Here is a 25,233-nt window from a genome sequence, read left to right on the forward strand (position 1 = left end):
TACGCCTAATTTTCGCCTTAGTTCACTACATTAATCAATAACGGTTACAGAGGCTGTTGACATGTCTGACACTGAATTCCGTCATGGCAAAAAACGATTTTACGACAACGTAAAATTCCCACGCGGATTTGCAAAGTCTGGTGATTTTACTCTTGCAGAAGAGGAAATCCTAACAATTTATGGGGATACAATGCTTGGCCTTGAGTCAGGTGAGTTAACACCAGAAAACAGCGAAGAGAAACACTTCGTTAAGGTGTTAGAAAACCCAGGTAAAGCAAAATCAAAAATCGAGCGTACTTGGCTAAAGTACACCCAGCTTGCTCGTGGTCGCAAACGCTTCCATACGCTAAACGGACGCAACAAGCCTGAAGCATCGGAAGACTTCGCGGAAGAAAGTTTGGTTGAAGACGATTAATTGACAACTGTCTAAGCGTCAAATCTCGGACAGAGGTCTATTTGACGATGTCGAATAGACGTTTAGAAAGATTTCTTCTCCTAAAGCCCAAGGGGTGCGTTCTCCCGAGGGCTTTTTTAATACCTCACGATATGCTGATTTATTTGGCCAGCATTGCAATCTTTTTCAAAAAACTTTCTTTCAAGTGCTCTTGTTCGTATTCCAGATGATAGGTGTTATGAAAACCAACCTTTAACTCGACACCATTGCCTCGTAAAAATACGTTGTACCCATCATAGTCAGAGAACGCTTCTACCCCTTCATACATTTTACCAAACTCGGTTGGCGTGCCGTTGTTCATCACATTTTCATATGCCGATAACACTTTGCTTGGATCCAATTCATTTCTCATAGCGAATTCCTCTCCACTACACACGCCTTAATTATGGATAAGGAATATGCAGCCCGCCATATCCAAGATTATCTGAAATCAAAATATCGTCAGGTCTTCCTAATTATCAAGCTAAAGACGAGCGACAAAAGCTCATTGGAAGTGCTTAAAACTTAATTTCAGACATGAATTTTACTTATAGGGCGTCTAATCTATTAAGACCAATAGCGCTTTATAAAAGATTATCACGGCTTGAAATGCACTAAAAACGTCGATTAAAGCAACATTGACTAAAGAAAAAGCAAATTTTTGACCTAAAACAATAGCAGAACCTGACAACTTATTTTATAATGCGAATTAATGTTTCAGAACATCTTAAATTCCAATTACTAGGGGCAAAAAATGAGACTTATCCCGTTAACTCAAGCAGCACAAGTAGGTAAGTGGGCAGCAGCTCACATCGCTAAGCGCATCAACGATTTTAAGCCTACCGCTGATCGTCCATTCGTTCTGGGTCTACCTACTGGTGGCACTCCTCTAGCAACTTACAACGCCTTGATTGAACTATATAAAGCTGAAAAAGTGAGCTTCAAGCATGTTGTGACTTTCAACATGGATGAATACATCGGTATCCCAGCGAATCACCCAGAGTCATACCGTTCGTTCATGTACAACAACTTCTTCAATCACATTGATATTCTAGAAGAAAACATTAACTTGCTGAACGGTAATACGGACGATCACGACGCGGAATGCAAACGCTACGAAGATAAGATTAAGTCTTACGGTAAGATCAACCTGTTCATGGGCGGTGTAGGTAACGATGGTCACATCGCCTTCAACGAGCCAGCGTCTTCTCTGTCTTCTCGTACTCGTATTAAGACTCTGACAGAAGACACCCGTATCGCGAACTCTCGCTTCTTTGATGGCGACATCAACCAAGTTCCTAAATACGCACTAACTATCGGTGTTGGGACACTTCTGGATGCTGAAGAAATCATGATTCTGGTAACAGGTCATAACAAAGCCCTTGCTCTTGAAGCTGCAGTAGAAGGCTGCGTCAATCACTTATGGACCGTCTCTGCACTTCAGTTGCACCCTAAAGCGGTAATCGTGTGTGACGAACCTTCTCAACAAGAGCTAAAAGTGAAGACGGTGAAGTATTTCTCTGAGTTAGAAGCGGAAAATATCAAAGGCTTCTAATATCCGAATACAAGCTTAGCTAGACGCACCACAAACAAAACCCGTGAATCATCACGGGTTTTTTCGTTTCTCGCCGCTGCACTTGCTTACTGTGATTAGTATTTTCTCATATTCAGACCTTTCGATTCGAACAGTGAGCTGTTATACCTATATATAACACCAATCCAGCCTCAAGGGCTTTATCATGATTGAATGGCATGATCACCAGCCGATTTTCCGTCAGTTAGCTGCGCTGATCACCCAACAAATACTACAAGGGATTTGGAATGAGGGCGATGCACTCCCCTCTGTGCGCAGTGTGGCTGCGGACATGAAAATCAATCACATCACCGTCATGAAGGGCTACCAGATTTTGGTAGATCAAGGCTTCGTTGAAAAGAGACTCGGTCAGGGGATGTTTGTCGCACCAGGAGCAAAACAAAAACTATTAGCAACTGAAAAAGCACGTTTTCGCGAAGAACAAATCCCTCAGATCGCCGAAACGTTAAAACAACTGGATATTCCGCTCGAAGAACTTATCCAGCTTCTCACATTACATATCAAAGGTGACCAATGAACGCAGTAGTCAGTGTAAAACATGTCTCCAAGCAATACGGTAAACAAGGAGAAACACTACACGATATCAGCTTTGACTTACAACCAGGTCAGGTTCTCGGTCTGCTCGGCCATAATGGTGCGGGTAAATCTACACTTCTTAACGCGATGCTTGGTGCACACAAATATCACGGAACGATTCGTATCAACGGCTACGAACCGATAATGCAGCGTCATAAGATCATGCAGAACTTATCATACATTTCGGATGTCAACGTATTGCCAGACTGGATGACGGTAGAACAGCTACTAAGCTATACGGAAGGCGTTCACTCAAGCTTTAACCGTCAAAGAGCCGATGCCATCCTTCGCCAAACGGATATTCAATCACGCTCGCGTATCAAAGCCCTATCAAAAGGAATGAAAGTCCAATTGCATTTGGCGATAGTGATCGCGACCAATACTCAAATATTGATTTTGGACGAACCTACACTGGGGCTGGATTTAGTCTACCGAGAAACTTTCTATCGTCATCTGTTGGAGTGGTTCCATGATGGTGAACGTATTCTCATCATCGCCAGCCATGAAGTCGCTGAGATAGAGCACTTACTGACGGATGTACTTATTCTTAAGCATGGTCATTCGGTACTGCAGACATCCATCGATTCGATCCATGAAAACTACTTCATACTTGATGCGAGTGATGACCAGCGTTTGAAAATTGAGGCCATGCACCCTCTTTCAGCACAAAAAGGGCTTGGCACCACCAAATGGTTGCTCTCTTCACGCTATTTGTCCCAAGTCGAAGGGATGGGTGACATTCACGGCGTGACGCTTGCTGACCTATTTCTCGCGCTACAAAAGGGGGCTGCGTAATGCGTTCTGTATTTACGATGTTACAAAGAGAGTGGTTGGAAAACCCACTGGTAACACGCATACCATTTTTTATGCTGGTATGCGTAGCAGTATTGTTTATCAGCATCTTAGCCAATTCGAACCTGTCACAACATTTCTTTTTCCAAATGAACCTGGGTAAAGATGCAAGCAACATCCATAAAGAGATCGGAGATGAGTTAAGTACATTAATTGCTGGTGGTGCAGGTCTTCTGTCGATTCTGTTAGGCACTCAATATTTTCCAAGAACACTGCGTAAAGAGCGTTCAGAAGGCAGCATTATGTTTTGGCGTAGTATGCCCGTCAGTGACATTAAAAACCACGTAGTGAAACTGGCTTTTGGTTTGTTAGTGATCCCGTTAGTGTGCTCTGTATTAGTCGTGATCGCCGATATAATGCTATGGCAACTGAACATCTCAACTGATCGTCAACTGGGCTTTTTGTATCTTCATACGTCTTTGGGATATGTCCTATTCCACTGGGGCGAGTTCCTGTTGCGAATGGGATTAGCAGCGATCTTATTGCTACCGCTGGCTCTGACCATTATGGCCATTTCGCAAAAGGTCACCTCCCCTTTAGTGATCCTCTTTCTTACGGTTTATGCACTGCGCTGGATGCCGATCGTGATGTTTGGTTTTTACGGAGTGGATCAGTTTTTCTCTGACATATTCTACTTACCGTTCCACGCAATCGTTGCACCGGATCCAATCGAAGCAATACAGGATGCTGGCTGGTCGAATATTATCATCTATACCGTTATCGGCGTCTTGGCATGGATAACCAACCTGCAGTTCAGCCGTACGATTCAGTAACCGTTTAAAGCCGCATCAGATTAAAAAAAATGGTCACAACGTGCGATGTGACCATTTTTGTTTTTTAGCCATTCATCATACCAATCGTAGTAAATAACTGGTCATTCTAGCTTGTTAAAATACTCGATAACTGCGTTACAATTTTTGATTGTAGAATAACTACTTATCGAAAAATTATGCCTTGTTCTCAAGCATTTTTCCTACGCTATTTCTGATCACTTACTTACTGTGATTGGTATCATTTTTCTACCTAGCCAAGGAAAGAGATATAACCTTGCAGGATGAGTAAGTTAACAATATCGATAAAGAAAGCCCCTACAATCGGCACGACCATAAATGCCTGAGGTGAAGGTCCGTAGCGGTTAACAATAGAGCCCATATTCATTACTGCTGTTGGGGTTGCACCTAAACCAAAGCCGCAATGACCACCAGCAATAACCGCGGCATCATAGTTGCTGCCCATTACCTTGAACGTGACATAATAAGTAAAAATGGCGAGGACGACCGACTGCACTGCCAGAATGACCAAGAATGGAATCGCTAAGTCAAAAATATTCCATAATTTCAGGCTCATTAGTGCCATTGCCAGAAACAGTGACAAAGAAACCGTACCTAACATATCGACCGTTTCTGCATCCAACTTACGAATCTTAGTCACTTCCAGGAAGTTGGTAACAACCACACCAATAAACAACGCATATACAAAATCAGGAATCATCAACCATGAGATTTCGAATGTACTCACCCATTGTTCTAAGTACTTTGCACCAGTTACGCAAATAAGCAGGAAAAATAACTTCTCGACCACTTTTTTCGCCGTCACTTTGTCTTCTTCGTACTCGTTGTAAGTCACCAATTCCGGGAACTTTTCATGCGTTTTTGCGCTGCGACCGTATTCCGATTCAATACCATGCTTATCCACCAAGCGCTCTGCCATCGGACTGCCGATAATACCACCGATGATCAAACCAAATGTGGCCGACGCCATCGCAATTTCTAGTACATTATTTAAGCCGTATACATCCTGGAAGGTTTGTGACCAAGCCGCTCCCGTGCCATGGCCACCAGATAACGTAATCGAGCCAGCGATAAGCCCCATTAATGGATCTAAACCCAATGCGGTGGCAAGAGAAACACCCACACCATTCTGAATGATGATGTAGAACGAAGCGACGGCCAAGAAGACAAAAACCTTAGCGCCACCTTTCATTAACTGAGTGTAATTGGCCGCTAAGCCAACCGTTGAGAAAAACATCAGCATGAAGGTGTTTTGTAACGGAAGATCGAACTCTAAATCGATACCGTAGAAATGAAGTGTTGTAATAAAGCAGGCTACGATAAGACCGCCGACAATAGGCTCTGGAATGTTGAACTTACTTAAAACGGGCAGCTTAGCGTTAACAAAATGCCCGAGAAAAAGCACACTGATCGCAACCATGAAGGACTCCAAAGCCCCTACAGATATTATATGATTCATATCGCCTCTTATTTGTTGTTCTCTTCATCCTCCATAATGACTGAGTATTAGTTTAACCTTGGTCCTATAGCCAATTTTCTCACTGAATTTTCCGCAACGATCCAAGCGAGCACACCAATATATCCGCAACGAAATTGAAGACTTGATTCCACCGTAATAGCTTCGCAGAAAGCCAGATCCAATACGGAAAAATAGCCTATAACGCTCATTTATAAGCGTTTACATTAGCTGAGTAGTCATCAATCGCTGGGTGTTGTGAGAAACTTAAAAACAGAGCATTCTGAGCCACGGGGGCTCCCAAAATTAAGCAGAATATTCCATTCTCTATTGAACCAAGTACCTTGTCGCTGTAGCCGATAAAGTGCTGAGATCGCAGTTAAACAACTGGGGGGTTGCTTGTCCCTATCGTAGTATATTCACTCTGACTCAAGATGATTTAAACGAGCCGAATCCAAGGGAACTCTCAAGCAAATGCCAAAAAGTAATCGCTGCAGCGAGGCAGTAGTATAGCATATCGCCAACATTTTTCTTAATTTCAATCACATTCATAGTATTTATGATTTTTACGCTAATAATTAATCACTAGCTATCGTTCTAACACTGCAAATAAATACGTAAATTTGGATAAAATCAAAGACACTAAAACGACGTATAAAGCACTGAACCAAAACTAATCTTGCTGATGAAAATAAGGAGCATCCATGACAAAACTCACCATATTTTTTGATGGTTCTTGCCCGCTTTGCACCAAAGAGATGAAGGCATTAAAGCAGCAAGATACACATCAATATATCCGAACTGTCGATATCTCTAGTGACGACTTTACGTATTACCCGCAGATCGATGCAGCACGTGCCAACACCATACTTCATGCGATAGACGACAATGGAACATTGCTCCTTGGCTTAGACGTCACTTATCGCGCCTGGCAACTTGTAGGTCGAGGATGGCTCTATGCGCCATTGCGCTGGTCTCTAATCAAACCTGTTGCCGACTGGTTATATCTAAGATTTGCTAACAACAGATATCGTATATCTTACTGGCTGACAGGTAGATCTCGTTGTAGTACCGATCAGTGCTCACGCTGATACGCATCTTAGAATCACTTGGGATATAATTCCTGACGAACAGAATCCATTTGAGAAAGCCTCATGATTATTATGACCACTAATTTCGGTGATATTGAAATAGAACTGAATACCGAAAGAGCACCAGTAACCTCAAGAAACTTTAAGAAATACTGTGAAGACGGTTTTTATGACGGAACGATTTTTCATCGTGTCATTGATGGCTTTATGATCCAAGGCGGCGGTCACACTGAGGATATGACCGAGAAACCAACTCGCGCTCCAATTGCGAATGAAGCAAATCGCGGTTTAAAAAACACCATCGGTACAATCGCTATGGCTCGCACGGATGCGCCACATTCCGCAACGGCACAATTCTTCGTCAACTTGGAAGATAATGACTTTCTCGACCATACAGCGACCACAAACCTAGGTTGGGGCTACGCTGTATTTGGCAAAGTTACGGCAGGTATGGATGTAGTGAATCGTATCGCCAAAGTGAAAACCACCTCTAAACTCGGCCATGATGACGTGCCTTGTGAACTCATCATTATCGAAAAAGTGACGGTAAGTGAATAAGCCTGTCAGACACCAAGATGCACTGTCCTTTCACAAGCATACTTAGTACCTATTTAATGAAATAATGAACGGGTTTACAGTGTAAAGAATAAGCAGTGCCTTGCTGAGTAACAGTCACATTCCTCTAAATAAACTTTGCGAGGCACGGCTTACCGCCAGCTTCTTATCGCCGATATGGACAAACATTCGTCCTGCAATGTCTTTATTTACCTTATTAATTTTGCAAACCTGAACCAATGTTGAGCGATGGACTTGCCAAAACTGTTCGGGATTAAGCTGCTGAACCAACTCTTTTAACGATGTGCGGATCAAATATTCATGAACCGCTCCTTGCCCTCGCTGCGCATAGACGGAAACGTATTTCTCTTCCGCCTTGAAATAGAGCACATCAGAAGTGGCAATCAGATGAATATCTTCTCCCTGAGTCGCTTTAATCCAATGCAGGTATTGTGGCGTTTGGGGGGCTGACAATTGCTGAAGCTGCTCTAACAAACCATTCAGATGCATATTGCGGTTATCTTGCCCTCGTTTGGCAAGGCGAGTTTTAACTCGCTCACAAGTGGTTTGCAGACGAGCATCAGAGATAGGTTTGAGTAAGTAATCTGCCGCGTTTTGTTCAAACGCTTTAATAGCGTAATCATCGTATGCGGTAACAAAGACAATCAAAGGTGGAGCCACCATACAATTGATTTTTTGCGCCAGAGTCACCCCGTCTAAAATGGGCATACGAATGTCAAGAAAGGCAATGTCAGGTTGTTTTTCTTGTATGGCGTTCCAGGCCTGCTCACCATCGGCAACTTTAGCGATCACTTCCAGTTCCGGCCATGCTTCGGCAAGACTTTTATCCAAATGATGTCTTAACAACGGCTCATCGTCAGCAATAATTGCAGTAGTTCCCGTCTTCATTTCCTACTTCCTTGATTATGATTACAACTCTATTGGCCAACTTAAACGGACACTCACACCACCCTCAACAGGCTCACTGATCAACACCAAACCTTTTCCTGAATAGAGAGCATCAACCCGCTGCTTTAAGTTGTTCAGCCCGATGCCCGATCCACAGTGTTGACTCACATGATTCAAACCAACCCCCGTGTCTCTGACTTCAACCTGAAGCAACTGATGTTCGCATTTGATCCGCAGATTCACTTCTCCCCCTTCTCGCTTCGGTTCTATACCGTGAATAATGGCGTTCTCCACCAACGGTTGCAGCATCATTGGGGGCAGTTCTATTTGCCCTAATCCGTCTTCCACCTCAATGGAGTAACTCAAGCGATCACCTAAGCGAATTTGTTGAATCGCGAGATACGCATCAATTAACGCAATTTCATTTTCAATGGTGGTGCGTGCTTCACGTGAATTTTTCAATGTTGCTCTCAATAACGCGGTTAACTGCTCCAACATCTGTTTAGCTTTATCAACATCTTGTGACATGAGTGCGCTGATGTTCGCCAACGTATTAAACAAGAAATGCGGCTCAATCTGGCTTTGCATCTGTTTCAGTTGGCTAAGTACTAACGCGCGTTCTTGTTCAGCTTTCTCGCGCTTAATAGTTTCTAATTCACGCTGGGCAATAGCCTGTTTCTCTCGAGAGTGAAAATAGAAATAGCACATTGCACTGAACAATAACCCCATCAGACCGACAGACAGCATGCCTGATATACCGAAATAGTCGCCAAGCCAAAACTGCGCATTCGTCACTCCAAACAACAAGCATGCACTGAGAGATATAGAAATTTCCATCATACGCGGGATGGTCGGGAAGAGTTTGTCGATCAGCCACGAGAAGAAAATGGCCGAATAGCCAAAGCCAAAGCTAACCAGCAAATGAATGTATAACGGGTCGCCCCATACAAAAAGTGTCATTACGGCAATAAAGAGGCAGAATAGAGTGGTCTCTATAATACTTCGTAGCCACCCACCTCTATCCATTAACTTCGCTGAAAACATTTAAAACTTCCCTTTGATATTGAAGACAATCATATACTTATCGTTGATTTGAGCGTAAGCAGATTGCTCGTCTCCAAATAAAAAGCGTGCAGCAACTTCCAGTTCTACGCTTTGATCGCCGGTATCAATCCATTGATAATTGAGCCATTGCGTCACAATGACACCGCCATCTTGTGGTGAGAGCATCACATCGAGCGTTGGCGTCACATCGCTTAACCATCCCATGCGTGCTGTCATATTGGTCTCCCCGCGCCACACCGCCCAGGCTTCAATATCCCATCGCCAATGCAACATTAGGTTATGTTGAACAATGTTGGCATGTTGAAGACCTTGCGCGTAACTGCTTGCAATTGGTCTGGTAGCGGGCGATTGCAAGAATACTTCGCCACGGCTTATCGCTTTATTCCATTCACTTTTAGACCACGCACGGCTGTCATACCAGTATTCGGCGATCACATTGTGTCCTGCTTGGTTGGCCCAGTTCAGTCCGAACAGTGCCTGAAATGCGCTGCCTTGCTTCTTAACAGAAACTGGTTGATCAAGCTGATCACGAATTTGATAACCGACACTCTGCTTTTGCCACAGCAGCGAACTGTGCATGGCAATGGACTCGTCCCAAACGGTAATCGCACTGGCTCCGAGTAAGCCACGTCTCACATCGTCGTAATAACCAATCCACTGATATTCCGTATCGTCCACCAGCTTATATCTACGCACGCCAAAGCCTTGCTGTTCTGCCGCTTTATCTAACGCGCTTCGATCTTGTTGCCCCCAACCAGAGTCCGTGGCGATCAACGTCCATTCACCTGCTATGTCGTAGTGCGAAATAGAAAAAACACCCGCTCCTTCTTCTGCAACCAAGCCTATTGGATTTTGTCGGTATGGTTTGAACAAATCCAAAAGACGATAGCCGTACCCGATGCCCCAATCGACACGCAATTTACCCAAGTTCACATCGAGAGTGATATCGCGGACTTGCCATTCGCCCTGCCAAGCCAGTTCTCGGACTAAGAGTTGGTTGCTGGCCTCACTCCCCCACTCGCTATTGCCTTTCTCATTCAAATACAGACCTTGACTATAGAGCGTGAACAATCCGCTGATATTTTGGTAGTTAATTTGTACGTCGAGCAGTGCATTGAGCGAAGCGTGAGAGTCAACTTGCGCAACAATAAAATTGGTATCGCGTTGCTTAGCTGTCTCGTAGCTTAGTGCCCAATCCCATTCAAAACTCAGTTCGTTATTCGCAGAAACGGGAGAAACGAAAGCCCAGACGAAAAGGCTCGCAATGTAAGCCGTGTGGCATCTCATATTGTTTCCTTGCAACGACCTACAATTGTGAGGTATTCGCTTTTGGTAAATAGCTAGGACTGTAGAACTTGTCATCCAGTTGCCATGGCAAGATTTCTTGATACTCAATCACGGTTTTTTTGCTTGGTTGAATACTGTCTAGCAAGGTCATCTCGCTGACATAATCTCTTCCATTTTTCTTCGCTCGGCTGTATCGAGCTTGCTTAGCGAGTTTGCCTGAACGTAAATAAAGATCAGCTTGGATTGGAAACGCATCGTGCTTTGCTAACCATAAATCAATTTTCTGATAGCTCGCGCCTGCTGTTTTGGCGTTCAGAACGACATGGTAAGCTGGAATGCTCTTACCGTTCACAGAGAGGGTTTCGGTCGATTTCCACTCACCTTGATAATCCTGGCTCCAGGTGAGCGTTGAGATATCCCCAATTGAAGCTTCACCCAGTAACTTTTGCATTGGTGTAATACGGATCGGGCGGCGACTTTTGGGCATTTGCAGCCAGTAGTTATCGCCCATCATCAACATTTTTTGCCCCGCTTCGACGGCCGATTTAAACACCACCAGAGACTCTCGGTTCGGACGAGTATAAACGTGGTATAGGCGGGTCTTATCCAACGCTTGATCTTGGTACAAGCGAACCAAAGAGACCACTTTGGAAGATTGATCCTGTAAGCGGTAACCGTCAGCTTTTTCTATTAATTGTTCCACTTGCTGTCTATCCAACGCTTGACCATTCGCCATGGCGGCACCGCTCATGACCAAAAGCATCAGTAGCAATATCTGTTTGAATTTAAACATAAATCAGTGCCTCCGTAATAGGCTTGTTCACCCCTTTGCGTGCTGAGAAAAGCGCCGCAACCAGACAAATCATCAGTACTACGCCCCCTGCAACTACAACCAGCTCCCAAGAGAAGTAAATCGTGAGTGGATATCCGTCCGTACGTCCGGGCGGTGGCGGCATCTGCACGTCAACCACCATGAGCAAAACCGTAACCAAGGCGGTAAAGAACGCACCAATTACACTTCCAATCACAGCAAGCAGCCCCGCCTCTCTTAAAAAACTGGCAATGATTTCATGCGGGTAACTACCTAACGCAGATAAAGTGCCTATTTCACGCGTGCGCTCAGTGACGGACATAGTCATAGTGTTAAACAGCGCGACAAAGACCACTAGAGCCATTACCGCCCCCATGATGCCGAATATACGGTCATACAAGCCCTTCACTTTGAGATAAAAGAATGCGCGTTCCTGCCATGGTGTGATTTCAACGTTTTGGTTACCGAAGTGCTGCTTTTGATTTGCAAGGATCATCGTCACTTGCTTCTCTACTTTGGCTGTCAAATTGGTATCGAACAGAAAGATCGATAACGTGCTGACTTTGTCTGATCCAAGCAAAGACTGCGCACTATCGATGTTCACATACAGTTGGCGTTTATCTAACTCTGGAACACCCGTTGAGTAGATGCCGCGAACCTTAAAGTCATAAGCGTTTAGCGCCCCGTCTGTCGTCGTCGCCAGTAAGGTGATCCAGTCGCCCACAGTTAGGTTCAGGTTATTGGCAAGATCCAGACCCAGCATCACTTCAGGCTCCATAGGGTCATACCGCGCAGAATGGATATTTGACAATGTCTGCCCTTCCCGTACATCCAGGAACGGCCCTTTCATATCGAACTCGCGTTCATTCACTCCGATACCGATAAAAATGGCTGACTTGGTGCCATTGGAAATCAATCCACTGAACTCCACACGCGGTTGCACACCTCTGACTTCATTTAGCCCGATCAATTGTTTAGTAATATCGTCAGAGTGACTCAGACCGTTACTGAGGGGCATTTCTTCCTCTTTAGTAAAATAACCTGGCGTTGTAAGAGTTAAATGCCCGGTATCGCGCGCTGTGGACTCTTTCAAGCTGTCATAAGTGTAGAGACCAAAGCCGCCCGCACTGGTAAGCGCAAATACAGCAATCGCGATAATCAGCATCGAAAGCAGGCTGCGGCGGCGGTTACGTTGAAGGTTCAGCCACGCAAGACGAACCGAAGCTGGGATTAACTTGCCCATGAAACCTCCTCAGCACCAAGATGCGCGTGAGTAATTTTTCCGTCCACCAACTCAAAGGTACGATCGCAGCGTGATGCCATTCGCGGGTCGTGAGTCGCGATAATGAAAGTGGTGCCCATTTCGTGCCCTAGTCCTTTCATAATGTCGATCACCTTATTGGCAGTTTGGCTATCCAGACTGGCGGTTGGTTCATCAGCAATCACCAATGACGGTTTGTGAACCAAAGCACGCGCGATAGCAACACGTTGCTGCTGACCACCCGACAAGTTATCTGGCATATGGTGAATGAACTCTCCCAGACCAACGTGTTCAAGCATTTCGCTGGCAAGTTTGGTTTGTTCAGCTTTGGAATAACCGTTGAGATGCAGCGGATAGACAACGTTTTCCAACGCGGTCATCACTGGCACTAAATTGAACTTCTGGAATACAAAACCGAGCTTTTCACGGCGCATTTTAGCGGCCTGCATTTGTCCGGTAGGATAAGCGTTTCCCTCAAATGTCACTTCCCCACCGTACAAGGTATCAAGCATGCCAAAAATATTCAGCAGCGTGCTTTTACCCGAACCAGAAGGACCACACAACGCCACCATCTCTCCGGCAAATACTTTCCCTGACACCTCTCTCAGCGCATGAACTGTCTGGTTGCCTAAGAGATAATCACGGCTGAGTTGATTGAAAATAATCATAGCGGCTCCTTAATGCTTCGCCAGCAAGGCTTTTGCCGTTTGCGTTTCTAGGTTGTTGTCGCCAAGCTGCTCCATCTGCATGAACCATTTTTTGGCTTGTTCAACATCTTCTGCACGCAGCGCTGCTTCAATCGCATAACGATAAACCCATGCGGTTGCTGCGAACGGTTGTTGGCTAAAGCTCGGCTCATCCAGAAGAACAAGGTACATCTCATAGCCACGCTCGAAGTGGTTAAACATATCTGGCAGTGCGGTGTAAGTTGTTGCCGCCATCGCGGTTGCTAGATGGTATTCCGGCAGGCCTTGTAAGCGCTGTTGCTCGTGAACGGGTATTGGCTGGTTGAGCATTAAATCCAACCCTTTTTGAATAGTCGTCAGGCCGTGCTCTGTGAACTTCATCTTATTCCACGGCATAAACGCTTCACGACCTTGCAGCGTTTCGGTGATACCGAGGTATACCAGAGTCAGTGGTGTCGCCCCTTGTTCCTCAAGAAGTTCAGATAGCTCGTCATGAACGCTATCTACCAAACCTGAATTGCCTTGCTCGGCTTGGTTAAATCGATTCAGTAATGATTCCGTTGGGTTGGCAAATGCTAAACTACTACTCAGTGCGAAAGCGGAAAATAAGGTAAAGACTAATTTGAAGCCTGTCGCTAAGTGCGAGTTGAAAACCATCATGGTAACTGTCCTTATTAAAACGTGATTAGATGGTTTCAGGTTAAGCAAAGACCCCCTCCCCTGCTGAGATATGCGACCAATGGTCTTTTTGCGGAATGAATGGGATTTAACGCGGATAAATGGCTTTAATCGATTCAGCCCAGAAACTGAATGCTTGGTTGGCTGATAGGACACACATCAGTGGATAATTTTAGGTAGCTAAGTCATTCCATGTGAGTGATGGACTCTTTAGTTTCTCAATCAGTGACACTGAAAAATCGCCACGATCAAAAAAGGCTTCCCGAGGGAAGCCTTTCATACAACTGCGAATGCTATAAATTATAGCTCTGCGTTGTGGTAAACCTGTTGAACATCGTCACAGTCATCCAGAAGGTCTAAGAACTTCTGGAATCTTTCAGCATCTTCACCCGTTACTGGTGTTGGAGTTTGAGGAACGAAAGTGATTTCTTCCACATCAACAGTAAGATCCGGGAATGCGTTGTTCAGAGCGGTTTTCGTTTTGAAGAACTCTGTATGAGGAGCGAATACAGTGATCACACCATCTTCTAGTTCAACGTCGGTTACGTCAACATCATCCATCATTAGTGTTTCCAGAATGACTTCATCATCATCGCCTTTGAACTGGAATACCGCTTGGTGATCGAACATGTGAGAAACAGAACCTTCAACACCAATTTTCGCACCTGTTTTTACAAAACACTGGCGAACATCTTGGAAAGTACGGTTGCCGTTATCTGTCAGACAGTCAACGATAACGCTTGTACCGCCAGGGCCAAAGCCTTCGTAACGTGCTGGTTGGTAATCTTCACCACCGCCGCCACTCGCTTTGTCTAGTGCTTTTTCGATAACGTGCGCAGGCACCTGATCTTTTTTCGCTTTCGTGATTAGGTGGCGAAGAGACAAGTTCATGTCTGGGTCAGTACCACCATTTTTCGCGCACATGTAAATTTCTTTACCGTATTTGGAATAAACTTTAATTTTTGCGCCTGCAGTTTTCGCCATAGAGGCTTTGCGCACTTCAAAACTTCTTCCCATCGGGATGTCTCTCTAAATTCAAATTTAATGCGAAGGATTTTAGCAAAAAGCGAAACCTTTTCAATTGTCGCTTTGCCGAGGAATGGGGAAGTTACTTCATTCGCCGCTATGATTGTCACCAGAGCCACGAGTCGCGTTACGCGACACCCATTACTCGCTTGTACTTTTCAACCGATTGCTGGAAAAATGCTTTTTCATCAGCATCGTTAATCTTAGACAGTTGCTCTTCTATTGCTTCAGGACCAGACTTGGCCTCCCTGAGTTTCCAAACCAAAAACGAGGCTTGCTTATCCAGCTCGATTTTGTTTTTTTCGTCAGGCGGCAATAGGGATAGATTAAACGACATTCACAGCCTCAAGGTACTTTTAATACTAGCCGCGCACTATAGCATACCGACTTGGAATTGCAGAATAGAAACGCACTTAACTTGATCAATTTCAAGTTACTGATTTCGGGCTAACATCAATTTTCAATGCTTTTGGCAGGTATTGTTCAAATATTTGTTTCAATCGTTCCTGTGTTACTGGCTTAGATACAAAGCTATCCATACCAGCATCGAAACAATGTTGCTGGTCTTCTTCCAGCACATTTGCACTCAACGCCACTATTGGGACACGTCTCCCCCACTCTTCCATCTGACGGATTTTCTGAGCGGCAATAAAACCATCCATTACTGGCATTTGGCAGTCCATAAAGATTAAGTCAAAACTCTGCTCACGGCAGAGTTTAACCGCTTCGTCTCCATTGTTCGCCACATTGACCCGTACATCCATCTTTTCCAACATGATTCGCAGGACTTTCTGGCTCACCTTTGTGTCTTCTACAACTAGCACTTTTGGGGATTCGATTAATGGTGCTTCCGGGTCAATGCCCTCCAAGTGCGGAAAGTCGAAAACATTTTGAGGTTTAGCGGTAATAGATTCTTTTACCACCTTAAGAGGAATGGTGAATTCAAACCGGCTACCCAATCCAAGCTCACTGGTTAAGCTGACTTCGCCACCCATGATATTGACTAACTGCGCTACTATCGCGAGCCCTAACCCCGTTCCACCATATTTTCGTGTAGTACTGCCATCCGCCTGTTGAAAGCGCTCAAAAACCGTTTTGTGGTGTTCTTTAGAGATACCAATGCCAGTATCCACGACCGAGAAAGAAGCGTACGCCAGATCATTTTCCTGATACGCGAGTGAAACCTGTAACTTGATGTAGCCATGCTCAGTAAACTTCGTAGCATTGCTTAGCAAATTATTCAGTACTTGCTTTAAACGTCCAGCATCCCCTTTCACTTCTATTGGTAGTTGAGAGTCTATTTCGCTCAATAACCGCAGATGTTTTTGCTGTACTTTCATCGAATGCATACTGAGCACAGTATCCAGGAGGTGACGTAAATTGAAGGCAGTTGATTCTAATTCAATTTTTCCCGCTTCAATTTTGGAGAAGTCGAGTATGTCGTCAATGATCGTCATAAGCGAGTGGGATGAACTATCGATGATTTCGACAAACTCATTTTGCGACTTATCCAGACGCGTGTCTTTCAACAGCGATGCTGCTCCGACTATACCATTCATTGGCGTGCGTATTTCATGGCTCATCGTGGCAAGAAATTCGCTTTTCTTACGGTTCGCGACTTCCGCTTTATCACGCTCGGTTTCGAGTTCGACTTGGTGATCACGTATTCTTTTTACGCTTCGATTGTATTTCTCGGCTAAGACACTGATTTCATCGAAACACCAACGCTTGGGTAAAGTCACAGGACTGGGCGCATTACCCCCCCGAAAATCACTTACCGCTCCGGATAATAGTTGCAAAGGTTTTACCAACAAACGAAACGCGACCCACAATACCCCCACAATTAAAACGAAGATCTTGATCGCTTCTGTTATGACGAGGAAAAAAAACTCTTGCCATAAATTTTGATATATCACCCTCATGTCAGCTTGAACAACAAGCTCGGCGAGATCATACGTTTTCCCGCCGACTTGATATTGCATTGGCCAACTGCGTTCAACCACTCTTTCTGTGAGCCGTTTTCCTAGCTCGACGATAACTTCATCCTTTGTGGCGATACGCAGATAGTCGACCGAAGGTAATCTCATCGCACCATGAGCCTGAGTGAGCAATAACTCTCTGTCTTCGACCCATAAACTGGCGGAAAGGCTGGAAAGGTAGCTCGATTCGACCTGCATCAAATCCGTGGCTAAATGGGCTAAATCTTCATTGAATCCACGATACAAACTTATAGAGGAGATGATCATCGTAAAGATCAAACTCAGCATTAGCACGGCCAACATGAGCTGTTTTCCGATACTAAACCGACGTTGAATTCTCTCTTTTGTCCCCATCTAGATTTGCTCCAATAAACTGCGCTACTCTAAATATAGTCACGGGTAAGCAATAATCGAGGGTAGAATGAACGTACTGTTGCGTGGATTGGCATGTAGTTTCATGGTGTTAAGCGCATTTGCGTCTGCTGAAGAAGTGGATTATTACGTCATTGCAGAGCAAGCCAGGCCGTTTCAAATCGAGCAAAATGGACAAAAACACTCTGGTATAGTCACAGATATTGTCAGCGCTATTTTTGTCAATTCAGATTACCATCTGAATTACCACACCTACCCCTTTAATCGAATGATTTCTCTGCTAGAAGCCAGCGAAACGCCAAACTGGATCACTTTTGGCAGCCCAAATTGGGGAAGAGTCCAATCTGAAAATTTATCTACTCTACCCATTTACACTGTAAAACATGTATTGGTATCCAGTAACAAAGCGCCTTTTATGTTTAACAACATTCAGGACATTCGCGGTCGTTCGATAGTACTATTGCTCGGTTTTGATTACCCTGACTTAATGCCGTATTTTGAAAATGGTACGGTGAACGAGATGCGTGTTAAAGATTATGATGCGGCTTACCGGGTCGTACAGAGAACCCCCAAAGACACCGCATTTGTTGAAATGGAATCACGCGTTCTCTACAACTTGAAACGCCTGGATTTACCATTAGAGGAATACCAAATCCAGCCTTTCAGTTCGATCATTCCCGACTATTCCATCTACCTTGCTTTCTCATCTGAGATGAATCCGCAACTGCAATCGTTTATTAATAAACGACTCTCCGAGCTAAAAACATCAGGAGAGATTGATAAAATCATTAACAAGTATCTCTAGTACTTTTCCCGCCTCGCTGAGGCTTGTAAAACCTCTCTCTAAGGTTGGAATAACTTGGGATCGCTATCGAGAGCTACAGATTATCAAGCGGATTAATCTTTAGCTCTTCACGAACTTGCATCAGAATCGAACCCAGGTGATTCTGACCTTTTCCGTCACCTCCATCGCCCCAAAATTCATCTTTGTGTGAATGTTCCGTCAAGCTGGCATCTCCGGTTTTGATGAGCTGACTCGCCAATTTGGGGTGTTGCCTGAATTTTTCTCGCACAATAAAAGCCATGACGGATAGTTTTATTTCATCCCAATCTCGGCGTACCAAATGCGCGTATTTACGACTGAGTGAGAACGCTTCATCCGGAGTTGGAGCACGTTGAATCTGGCGTTGTATTGCAATATCCGAGAATTTCTGTGCTTGATAATAATGCTCGCTGGTGGCCCAAGCTTGATGATGAACCGTTATCGATGCACAACAAAAATTGGATAAAAAACCATGGGGTTCATCCGGCTCGTAAAAAAGAATCTGCTCAACCATACATGCGCTCCTGTATTACGGGAACGATATTCAATAAAAAGCATATCGTTATTGATATATCTTTTAGTAACGCAAGATTAGGTTGTCAATGAATCGGAGAAGATGGGTGGCTATTTTGTGTGAGTTGCTAATTTGACTGATCTTGAACGCTTCTCTCAGAAGAGAACAAAAACACTGAGGAATAATTAAAAGGGTAGTCTTTCGTGACTACCCTAGTAGTTCATTGTGGCACCTAAGGGAACAAATCAGTGAATCAAACCCAGTTCTTTAGCTTCTTCAATCGTCAAACCGCTTTCACGAATTTCACGAAGTGCTTCAATGCGTCTTCTGGCTTCTGCTGATTTCAGTGTTTTCTCTGGCTGCACAACGGTTTCTTCTTCAGGTAATTCCCATTTGTGAGCGATGTTACTCATCTCTTCATGGTCGATAGAATTAATGGACATATTTCCTCCGAACACACCATGTTTTCGATGAGTAATCTATAGCAAACCCCAAGGGGCGTGGTAAGAAAAACGATAGGGAAATGTGACCATTCCCGACCTTTCGATAACTCATTAATAGATTCATCACTTAAACTTTGCCAAAGGCGAAATTTACGATTAAATTTGAATGATTACCCCTAAGAAAAGTGTGCTGATCCAGCTCTCATTTTTACTTATTCGGAAAAAAATCTTAATCCCTCCAAACCTATATTTTTCTTCATATTTCGCTTGAGTACGGACGCAAAAGCATGACACGTTATGCTTTATTGATCTGGAAGAATGATCAAGGTAAGTGCAACAGCGCTGAATTTTGGATAAAAAAAAGCGAGCTTCCTTAGGAGAAACTCGCGAAGTCTATTCAGAATGAATGTAACAATATATGAGCCTATCTATTAATCATCAGAAAGGACAAAAGGTTGTCTATTCGAGATAGAGATTAGTCCTCACATCAGTATCTAATGTCATCAATGTGTAAGAGTTAAGTCTGTTTTTTATCAGTGGCATCGATGATTACATTTAAAATCAATAAGTCACTCATTCCTGTCGATGACAACGATTAAATGGCCATCTCGTCAAGAGCCCGGTAAACCATCTCGTCCATATGACCATCAAAGATTTGCCTGCAAACCTTACGACGAACCGCAAGTCCTGCAATCAGCCGTTCAATGGTCAGATGTTTAATATCATTTTGAGAATTAAACAGCTCAACGGTTTTACTCAGAATCTCATAAGGCACAGGATCATCCCCGACTCTTAGCCAATCAAGCTTGTCAATGTACTCAGAACACTCTTCCTTAATTGATGCATAAGAATGGCCAGTCATTGCTGAAAGAGCGGCTATACTGCGTTCCAGGGCCTCTGGAGAGGTATATTTGGACAGAGTAATAGTGATTTCATCTGCGTTAATCTCGACCAGATGTTTTCTTTGCTTCACCCTGCGTCCCAAATTTCCACGAGGTGACGGTGTTTTACGTTGAATAGGCTCAAATTCGCCGTCAATGATGCCTGAGAGCTCTTCTAGCTGTTGCTTTGATACCATCTCATTACGAAGTGGGTTTGGCAGCGTAGGAGCCATATTACGCTTTCCTGCGTTCGTTGTGCGTGCTCTTGAGTATCGTAAGACTTCTTCGACATCGCATTTGATGTCTATCTGGTAATCCGTTGCCCTATCGTTCTCGACCATGGTTTCGATCGTCAGATGATAACCCCACAAGTTGACTACAAAAAGATCGTCCGTGCCTTTGCCATCTGATAATCGTCTTAGCTCACGGATCAGATCCATGGAGAATCGGCGCCATTCGATATTGCGTGCTAACTTTTGGTTCAATTCGCTTAACAACATGCAATCAGTATGACGACGTACCATTCGGCTGCGGAAGAATGAATACAACTGGAAAACCAAAGTATGCTGTTTAAGAATTTCTGGCGGGAACAAGAAAAAGTAGTCCCGAGTAAGTAACTCTTCGTAGAATGATGGTTCCCAAACCAAAATATACAAGTTGGGTTTGATCCGGATTTCACCATCAATGCCTTCTACAGGCGCTTCTTCCGATGCGGTGATCGTTCTAGCCAGAAAACGGAATCGATCACTTTTAAAGCCTTCCGGCATATTTTCGCTTAGCCAGCGCCCGGTGAGTTCATGCAACTGGAAATCGGTGAATTCAATTCGATCAATACTGTCACGAATGGAATCACGCGCGGGACCGCTGTCCTTTTTCCCCCTTAGCGACAAGATATCTGTAATGTACAACGGGGTTTTATTCGGTACATGTGCAGCATCGAGATGGTATTGATCTTTATGATGATCGTGGTATTGCACGGTTAAAGTAAACAGGGCAAAAAGGGTCATCAGATCATCAACTGTCATAATATTTTTAGATGATCGTGTTTCAATCACGGCTTTGGTACCGGAGATCGAAACCATAGATTTCTGATAACTTTTTCGCGTACGAGGTGGAGCAAGCGCTTGATCAATGATCCCTGCCCAATTTGTCGGTGATACCACAAACTGATCAGCCTCATCTTTCATTGTTGGTGGCGTATTTAAGCCATGCTCATTCAACAACCGCTTATTAACCTGCGTTTGAGCTAATGCTTTTGAACGCTTTTGCTTTTCATTTTGGCGAACTTTCTCAGTGACTAAGCTGGTTGCACCCAAAACGGAAATGAGCTTATTTGGGTTCACAAACTTATGCAACATGGTTTTCCCGGCTAGTCCTTCTTCAAAACGAACCGGGGTTTGAGTGAATAATCCGATGTTTACTGCTGCTCGCAAGCGTTGCTGAAGCGCGGCACGGGTCAATTGACCATCTGTTGCTTCCACAATCTCAGTGGTGGATACGAATCCATCTTTGCTGCTGAAACCTCTTAATGAGATCAGATTAAGCAACTCTAAGATGCTTTTGGTCACCCCTTTGAAATGCTGGTACTGCTCTACCCAATCTGCAGAAGATTCATGTACTTCAAAAAGATGGCCATCTTTATGGCTTCTTGGTGCTTTAATCAGAATTTTTTCATCAGCCGTCATTTTAGATCCAGATCACACTAGCCGTAGTTATGCTATTGTTCCGAAGAATAAAGAAAAACAGATCATAAATAAAGAAAAAATCTTGTTTTTTAAATAACTGATCTTTTTGATTATTCTGATCTTAATTGATTATATGATCTAATGATCTGTGCACTGATTTTTCCATAAGTTAATGTTATTAAATGAATTTTTTTTAGAGCCTTGGGAAGTATGATCATGAAGTTAACGAAACGATGATCAACACATGAGTGAAAGCATGATCATATTTTTCCGCAAGCATGATCAATAAGTTTCTGAAAAGATGATCAAAATGATGTTGAAACGATGATCATGATGTTTATACAGGTTATCCACAGAAGTCAGGGGTTAGTGTGTAATTCAATGTGTTAACCGATCAAGCTTTTCCTTGTTATTTCCCTTCGGATCGATGATCAAGACAAGTATAGATGCGTGTGCCACGCTAAATTCTGCTGGTAAATTATTCATGTGGTTAAAATGGCACCACATTTCTTTTGTGAATGTGTAAATATAGCTTACGAGGAAACTTATGGAAGCATGATCATGATGGTATAAGTCAACGCTGCTAACGTCTTAAATTTATCGTTCCGCTATTTTGGCGTCTTTCCTGTCTCAGATGCCCCTGTCTGTCTGCATTCAACCGTAAAGTAGAGGTCATTTTACATGCTTCCGTGAAAACGACATACTTGATCATATTTCCGTAATATGGATCCACCTCCATGCTACTTAGTTTGTCATTCCCAACTCCTCTTATACCTTGATCATGTTTTCGTGTTGGTACTTATACACGGAAGAATGATCAAGATAGTTCCTTGATCATTCTTCCAAGCAATTTGTTCTATATCTCTAGTTATTGACTCGGATACATGATCAAGGTTCTATTTTAGATAAAACGCCTTGCTGCATGATTTAGTCGACAATTGATTTTACATAATCCGTAATTTAGTCCGCGAGTATAATCGTTCCGTAAAAACTAACATTTACAATGTAAATAAGTGACGTCGTAACATTTTAAATGTAAGGTAGTTTAGGAGCCATAATCCCGATAATATTTGATTGAATTTTGATACGTTTTTTACCGTTAATCATGAAACTGACGATTTTAATGTTTTTTTATGTGATTGTTATTCAAAATGTTTGTTCAGCTTTTTGTTGTTTTTGCTATCTACTGCTGTACAATTGCAATCAGATATCCTTCCAACGGAATTTGGCATGAAAAGAGAAAAAACGATTGAAAACCTTCAAGAGTTAGCGGAACTGACACAGCAGGTTCAAGCTGACCGTATTGAGATTGTTTTAGAAGAGAGAAGTGATAACTACTTCCCTCCAATGTCTAAGGCAATGATGGAGACCCGTTCGGGACTGACGCGCCGTAAACTCGATGAAGCTATCGGGAAAATGGAATCTGCGGGCCATCAATTTACTAAGAATAATGCCAATCATTATTCCATTACGTTAGAAGAAGCGCATATGCTGATGGATGCGGCAGAGGTGCCGAAATTCCATGAGCGTAAAAAAAATACAGGCAATAAGCCTTGGATTATTAACGTACAAAACCAGAAGGGCGGTACAGGTAAATCGATGACGGCCGTTCATTTGGCGGCATGTTTAGCGCTTAACTTAGATAAACGCTATCGTATCTGTTTGATTGACTTGGACCCCCAAGGTTCACTACGCCTGTTCCTAAATCCACAAATCAGCGTTGCTGAACATGACAACATCTATTCTGCTGTCGATATTATGTTAGGCAACGTACCTGATGGGGTAGAGATTGACCGCCAATTCTTGCACAAGAATGTGTTACTGCCGACTCAATATCCTAATTTGAAATCGATTTCTGCGTTCCCAGAAGACGCGATGTTTAACGCTGAAGCATGGCAAACATTATCTGAAGATCCATCTTTAGACATCGTTCGTCTGTTGAAAGAGCAGCTTATCGACAAAATCGCCAATGACTTTGATGTCATCATGATTGATACCGGTCCGCACGTCGACCCGTTGGTTTGGAACGCAATGTATGCCTCAAATGCATTATTGATCCCATGTGCGGCAAAACGTCTTGACTGGGCTTCAACCGTAAACTTCTTCCAGCACTTGCCGACGGTATACGAAATGTTCCCTGAAGACTGGAATGGTCTGGAATTTGTTCGCTTGATGCCAACTATGTTTGAAGATGACAACAAGAAGCAAGTGTCTGTACTCACTGAAATGAACTATCTTCTTGGTGATCAAGTTATGATGGCAACCATCCCGCGCAGTCGAGCCTTTGAAACCTGTGCGGATACCTATAGTACGGTGTTCGACCTAACTGTGAGCGACTTTGAAGGTGGTAAGAAGACACTAGCAACCGCTCAAGACGCAGTTCATAAGAGCGCACTGGAACTAGAGCGCGTATTGCACTCTAATTGGCCGTCATTGAATCAGGGGTAATAAGTAAATGGCTTTAAAAACGTCTGAATTAAACGCAAAATTATTTGGAAAAACAAATAAGCGCCGTGTCGCTACTCCCCAGGAAGCACAAACGGCAGCTAAAGAAAAGGCACAGGTTATCGAGCTGGCAGTAGCTGGCGAGAGTACAGTTCAATTTGAATTAGTTCGTATTCCAGCGGATAAGGTTGAATCTGAGACCACTGTTTTTGCTGAGAATGCACGTGAACAATCTTTCCTGAATGAGCACGCCTTATCGGATGTTTTGGTTACGTTAAAAGAGCGTGGCCAACAATACCCGGCCGTTGGTCGTCGCACGCAAGATGGCAAGATTGAAGTGTTAGATGGTAGCCGTCGCCGTAAGTCATGTATCCTGGCAGAAAAAGATTTCTTAGTTTATGTTGGCGACGACATCAATTCTAATCATGCTAAGTTTTTGTCTGACGTAGCCAATGCTCACAAACCGCTATCTCTTTACGAGAAAGGTAAAGAGATGCAGGCCAAGTTAGACAATGGTGAAGCAGAAGACCAGAAAGCGCTGGCTAAAATGTTCCAGTGTAGTGAAGCTCTGGTGAGTGGAGCGTTAAAAGCGGCGGCATTACCACTAGAATTGCTACAAGCGTATCCTAATGTCGGGGATTTGGGACGTCCGACGATTGTTAAATTGCATAAGCAGTTCTCTAATTTAAACCCGGATCAGCAGCAAGGTTTGCTAGATAAGTGTCGTACAACTGAAGGCTATTTGTGGCAGCGTAGCACAGCGCAGGGTGTTGCTCGTCTGACAAAAGAAGTGACTGAAAGTCTGGAACACTGGATTACTGAGTTAGCTCCGGTAAAACCCGCTCAGAAAGCTGAAAAAATCGATCTGATAAAAGGTCGTGTTAGTTACAGTCGCAAAGGCAATAATCTCGCTCTTAATCTCAAAAAAGTTGATGATAGCTTGATGGATGAAATTCTCTCTTTCGTACAAAGCAAATTGCAGTAACGAAAACTGAATTATTAGCCGCCTTCGGGCGGTTT

General features: G+C 43.7%; 24 protein-coding genes and 1 pseudogene. 10 read left to right on the forward strand and 15 right to left on the reverse strand.

The genetic code is table 11. From position 1 onward, the window contains the following. Positions 1–61: 61 nt before the first annotated feature. Entirely contained in the window at positions 62–415 is a 354-nt protein-coding gene (locus ACWYU8_RS08210; RefSeq protein WP_457518774.1) for a DUF413 domain-containing protein, read from the forward strand. A gap of 139 nt (positions 416–554) precedes the next feature. Here ACWYU8_RS08210 and ACWYU8_RS08215 read toward each other — a convergent pair whose 3' ends face one another. Further along, positions 555–806 carry a DUF3081 domain-containing protein gene (locus tag ACWYU8_RS08215; protein WP_457518776.1) on the reverse strand — a complete coding sequence of 84 codons (252 nt, stop codon included), beginning with the start codon at positions 804–806 and terminating at the stop codon, positions 555–557. Positions 807–1,187: 381 nt separating this feature from the next. On the opposite strand from ACWYU8_RS08215, the gene nagB reads away from it, so the two are divergent. The 4 genes from nagB to ACWYU8_RS08235 all read left to right on the forward strand — a co-directional run bounded on the left by nagB (position 1,188) and on the right by ACWYU8_RS08235 (position 4,228). Further along, positions 1,188–1,988 (forward strand): glucosamine-6-phosphate deaminase, encoded by an 801-nt coding sequence (nagB, locus tag ACWYU8_RS08220; RefSeq protein ID WP_457518778.1) that lies wholly within the window; start codon positions 1,188–1,190, stop codon positions 1,986–1,988. Between the two features lie 184 nt (positions 1,989–2,172). Further along, the gene (locus ACWYU8_RS08225; RefSeq protein ID WP_457518780.1) at positions 2,173–2,544 is read left to right on the forward strand and encodes a GntR family transcriptional regulator; all 372 of its coding nucleotides are present in this window, start codon (positions 2,173–2,175) and stop codon (positions 2,542–2,544) included. After that, the gene (locus ACWYU8_RS08230) at positions 2,541–3,398 is read left to right on the forward strand and encodes an ABC transporter ATP-binding protein (protein ID WP_457518782.1); all 858 of its coding nucleotides are present in this window, start codon (positions 2,541–2,543) and stop codon (positions 3,396–3,398) included. Before ACWYU8_RS08225 ends, ACWYU8_RS08230 begins: the two co-directional genes overlap by 4 nt. After that, the gene (locus ACWYU8_RS08235) at positions 3,398–4,228 is read left to right on the forward strand and encodes a hypothetical protein (protein ID WP_457518784.1); all 831 of its coding nucleotides are present in this window, start codon (positions 3,398–3,400) and stop codon (positions 4,226–4,228) included. The genes ACWYU8_RS08230 and ACWYU8_RS08235 overlap by 1 nt, the downstream gene beginning before the upstream one ends. A 250-nt stretch (positions 4,229–4,478) precedes the next feature. Here ACWYU8_RS08235 and gltS read toward each other — a convergent pair whose 3' ends face one another. Further along, positions 4,479–5,705: a sodium/glutamate symporter gene (gene gltS, locus ACWYU8_RS08240; protein ID WP_457518786.1), complete on the reverse strand. Its 1,227-nt coding sequence runs from the start codon at positions 5,703–5,705 to the stop codon at positions 4,479–4,481. Positions 5,706–6,406: 701 nt separating this feature from the next. Between gltS and ACWYU8_RS08245 the strand changes: the two genes are divergently transcribed. Together ACWYU8_RS08245 and ACWYU8_RS08250 are read left to right on the forward strand one after the other, a co-directional pair. Continuing rightward, entirely contained in the window at positions 6,407–6,793 is a 387-nt protein-coding gene (locus ACWYU8_RS08245) for a thiol-disulfide oxidoreductase DCC family protein (protein WP_457518788.1), read from the forward strand. A 63-nt stretch (positions 6,794–6,856) separates the two neighbouring features. After that, positions 6,857–7,351, forward strand: coding sequence for a peptidylprolyl isomerase (locus tag ACWYU8_RS08250; protein ID WP_457518790.1), 495 nt, complete (start codon positions 6,857–6,859; stop codon positions 7,349–7,351). A 114-nt stretch (positions 7,352–7,465) separates the two neighbouring features. Here ACWYU8_RS08250 and ACWYU8_RS08255 read toward each other — a convergent pair whose 3' ends face one another. The 10 genes from ACWYU8_RS08255 to ACWYU8_RS08300 all read right to left on the reverse strand — a co-directional run bounded on the left by ACWYU8_RS08255 (position 7,466) and on the right by ACWYU8_RS08300 (position 17,404). Beyond that, positions 7,466–8,257: a LytR/AlgR family response regulator transcription factor gene (locus ACWYU8_RS08255; protein ID WP_457518792.1), complete on the reverse strand. Its 792-nt coding sequence runs from the start codon at positions 8,255–8,257 to the stop codon at positions 7,466–7,468. A 21-nt stretch (positions 8,258–8,278) separates the two neighbouring features. Continuing rightward, positions 8,279–9,301: a sensor histidine kinase gene (locus tag ACWYU8_RS08260; protein WP_457518794.1), complete on the reverse strand. Its 1,023-nt coding sequence runs from the start codon at positions 9,299–9,301 to the stop codon at positions 8,279–8,281. Beyond that, positions 9,302–10,609, reverse strand: a complete 1,308-nt coding sequence (locus ACWYU8_RS08265) for a hypothetical protein (protein WP_457518795.1) — start codon at positions 10,607–10,609, stop codon at positions 9,302–9,304. 19 nt (positions 10,610–10,628) lie between these two features. Further along, the gene (locus ACWYU8_RS08270) at positions 10,629–11,402 is read right to left on the reverse strand and encodes an outer membrane lipoprotein-sorting protein (protein WP_457518797.1); all 774 of its coding nucleotides are present in this window, start codon (positions 11,400–11,402) and stop codon (positions 10,629–10,631) included. Continuing rightward, the gene (locus tag ACWYU8_RS08275; RefSeq protein WP_457518798.1) at positions 11,395–12,663 is read right to left on the reverse strand and encodes an ABC transporter permease; all 1,269 of its coding nucleotides are present in this window, start codon (positions 12,661–12,663) and stop codon (positions 11,395–11,397) included. Before ACWYU8_RS08275 ends, ACWYU8_RS08270 begins: the two co-directional genes overlap by 8 nt. Next, entirely contained in the window at positions 12,651–13,349 is a 699-nt protein-coding gene (locus ACWYU8_RS08280; RefSeq protein ID WP_457518800.1) for an ABC transporter ATP-binding protein, read from the reverse strand. The genes ACWYU8_RS08275 and ACWYU8_RS08280 overlap by 13 nt, the downstream gene beginning before the upstream one ends. A gap of 9 nt (positions 13,350–13,358) precedes the next feature. Beyond that, a complete protein-coding gene (locus tag ACWYU8_RS08285) occupies positions 13,359–14,027 on the reverse strand; it encodes a hypothetical protein (RefSeq protein WP_457518803.1) in 669 nt (222 codons plus the stop codon). Positions 14,028–14,345: 318 nt separating this feature from the next. Continuing rightward, positions 14,346–15,062, reverse strand: coding sequence for a YebC/PmpR family DNA-binding transcriptional regulator (locus tag ACWYU8_RS08290; protein ID WP_457518805.1), 717 nt, complete (start codon positions 15,060–15,062; stop codon positions 14,346–14,348). Between the two features lie 136 nt (positions 15,063–15,198). Further along, positions 15,199–15,408: a DUF3283 family protein gene (locus tag ACWYU8_RS08295; RefSeq protein WP_005374484.1), complete on the reverse strand. Its 210-nt coding sequence runs from the start codon at positions 15,406–15,408 to the stop codon at positions 15,199–15,201. A 91-nt stretch (positions 15,409–15,499) separates the two neighbouring features. After that, on the reverse strand, positions 15,500–17,404 hold the full coding sequence (locus ACWYU8_RS08300) for an ATP-binding protein (RefSeq protein WP_457518808.1): 1,905 nt from the start codon (positions 17,402–17,404) through the stop codon (positions 15,500–15,502). A 67-nt stretch (positions 17,405–17,471) separates the two neighbouring features. Here ACWYU8_RS08300 and ACWYU8_RS08305 point away from each other — a divergent pair, with 67 nt between their 5' ends. Next, positions 17,472–18,227 (forward strand): substrate-binding periplasmic protein, encoded by a 756-nt coding sequence (locus ACWYU8_RS08305; RefSeq protein ID WP_457518810.1) that lies wholly within the window; start codon positions 17,472–17,474, stop codon positions 18,225–18,227. A gap of 97 nt (positions 18,228–18,324) precedes the next feature. On the opposite strand, the pseudogene ACWYU8_RS08310 reads toward ACWYU8_RS08305, so the two are convergent. The 3 genes and pseudogenes from ACWYU8_RS08310 to ACWYU8_RS08320 all read right to left on the reverse strand — a co-directional run. Beyond that, positions 18,325–18,759 (reverse strand): annotated as a pseudogene (locus ACWYU8_RS08310) (NADAR family protein); the annotation flags it as partial. Between the two features lie 245 nt (positions 18,760–19,004). After that, complete coding sequence (locus ACWYU8_RS08315) at positions 19,005–19,202, reverse strand: PA3496 family putative envelope integrity protein (protein ID WP_457518812.1); 198 nt, start codon at positions 19,200–19,202, stop codon at positions 19,005–19,007. Between the two features lie 595 nt (positions 19,203–19,797). Beyond that, positions 19,798–21,768 carry a replication initiator protein RctB domain-containing protein gene (locus ACWYU8_RS08320; protein WP_457518814.1) on the reverse strand — a complete coding sequence of 657 codons (1,971 nt, stop codon included), beginning with the start codon at positions 21,766–21,768 and terminating at the stop codon, positions 19,798–19,800. A 1,230-nt stretch (positions 21,769–22,998) separates the two neighbouring features. Here ACWYU8_RS08320 and ACWYU8_RS08325 point away from each other — a divergent pair. Continuing rightward, the gene (locus ACWYU8_RS08325; RefSeq protein WP_457518816.1) at positions 22,999–24,216 is read left to right on the forward strand and encodes a ParA family protein; all 1,218 of its coding nucleotides are present in this window, start codon (positions 22,999–23,001) and stop codon (positions 24,214–24,216) included. A gap of 7 nt (positions 24,217–24,223) precedes the next feature. Continuing rightward, on the forward strand, positions 24,224–25,198 hold the full coding sequence (locus tag ACWYU8_RS08330) for a ParB/RepB/Spo0J family partition protein (protein WP_457518818.1): 975 nt from the start codon (positions 24,224–24,226) through the stop codon (positions 25,196–25,198). Positions 25,199–25,233: the final 35 nt, after the last annotated feature.

The sequence above is a fragment of the Vibrio limimangrovi genome, from assembly GCF_054064025.1.